Origin of the sequence: Stenotrophomonas pictorum JCM 9942, assembly GCF_001310775.1 — a bacterium.
Taxonomy (GTDB): Bacteria; Pseudomonadota; Gammaproteobacteria; order Xanthomonadales; family Xanthomonadaceae; genus Stenotrophomonas; species Stenotrophomonas pictorum.
This window is the reverse complement of the sequence record NZ_BAZI01000514.1, coordinates 1-1582: the sequence shown is the minus strand read 5'-3', so window position 1 is coordinate 1582 and position 1582 is coordinate 1. Positions and strand designations below refer to the sequence as shown.

Genomic DNA, 1582 nt, shown 5'->3' with positions numbered 1-1582 from the left:
CAAGCGGCAGCAGCTGCTGGGGCTGGCCGCGCAGGGCACTCCGGCCTATGTCTACGACCTGGACAAGGTGCGCGAGCGCGCCGCCCAGCTCAAGGCCATTGCCGCGGTCGATCGCCGCTTCTATGCGATCAAGGCCAATCCGCATCCGCAGATCCTGCGCACGCTCGCCGCCGAAGGCTTCGGTCTGGAATGCGTGTCGCTGGGCGAGTTCGAGCATGTGTTCGCCTCGGTACCGGACATCGCGCCGGCGCGGGTGCTGTTCACGCCGAGCTTCGCACCGATCCACGAGTACCAGGCGGCGCTGGCGCGTGGTGTCACTGTCACCGTGGACAACGTCGAGCTGCTGCGGCGCTGGCCGGAGGTGTTCCGTGGCCGCACGCTGTGGCTGCGTATCGATCTGGGCCACGGCGACGGCCATCACCAGAAGGTCAACACCGGCGGCAAGGAGGCCAAGTTCGGCCTCTCGGCGCAGCGGGTGGATGAATTCATGGCGTTGGCCGGCAGCCTGGATATCCGCATCAGCGGCCTGCACGCGCACCTGGGCAGCGGCATCGAGACCGGCGGCCACTGGAAGCAGATGGTCGACGAGATGGCCGGGTTCGCCCGCCGTATCGGCAGCGTGGAGATCCTCGATATCGGCGGCGGTCTGCCGATCCCGTACAGCGCCGATGACGAGCCGTTCGATCTGGACGCCTGGGCCACCGGCTGGAAGAGATCAGGGCGGTGCACCCGCAGTTCCAGCTGGCGATCGAGCCGGGCCGCTTCCTCGTCGCCGAGGCCGGCGTGCTGCTGGCCCACGCCACCCAGGTGGTGGAGAAGGACGGCGTGCGCCGCGTCGGCCTGGATGCCGGCATGAACGCCCTGTTGCGGCCGGCGCTGTACGACGCCTGGCACGACATCGCGAACCTCGCGCGCCTGGAAGAGGCGCGCGACGTCGATTTCAGCGTGGTCGGTCCGATCTGCGAATCCAGCGACGTGTTCGCGCAGCGGGTGAAGCTGCCCTCGACCACCGCGCCGGGGGATGTGATGCTGATCGCCGATGCCGGCGCCTATGGTTTCAGCATGGCCAGCACCTACAACCTGCGCGCACTGCCGCGCGAGGCGGTCCTCGATGCGTGACAATCGCCTCCTGCCGCGAAAACTTTGTCGTCCGCCGCGCGCTGGTGCGCGGCGGTTCGTTTGATTCGGATACGCCATGACAGCTTTTGACAAAAACCAGGTTTCCCGCTTCCGCTTCGTCCGCTGCGATTTCGCCGCGGATACCGGCGTGGCAAGACTGGTCTACGCCTTCGACGACGGCCCGGAGATGACCGAGACTGTCACCGTGCCGGGCGCGCCGTTCCAGCTGGAGGGCGAGCGTGCGGCGGCGGTGCAACGCGCGCTGCAGCTGCTGCACCTGATCGCCGGTGTCAGCTACTACAAGGCGGCAGTGCCGGCGCAGGTGAGCATCGACAGCTACGCGATCGATGCGGCCACCGCGGCACTGGTGGAAACGGTATATCTGAACGGTCTGGGCGAGTTCGCCTACCGCAATGGCCTGAACCTGCGCGGCCGCTTCACGCTGCCGGTGCAAGGCCAGGCG

General features: G+C 67.8%; 1 protein-coding gene and 1 pseudogene. Both read left to right on the top strand.

Features of this window, described 5'->3' with window-relative positions; translation table 11 throughout:
• Positions 1-1119 (top strand): annotated as a pseudogene (gene lysA, locus JCM9942_RS15585) (diaminopimelate decarboxylase); the annotation flags it as partial.
• A 76-nt stretch (positions 1120-1195) separates the two neighbouring features.
• On the top strand, positions 1196-1582 hold a 387-nt coding region (locus tag JCM9942_RS15580), incomplete at its 3' end, for a MurL-like N-terminal domain-containing (RefSeq protein WP_484600256.1).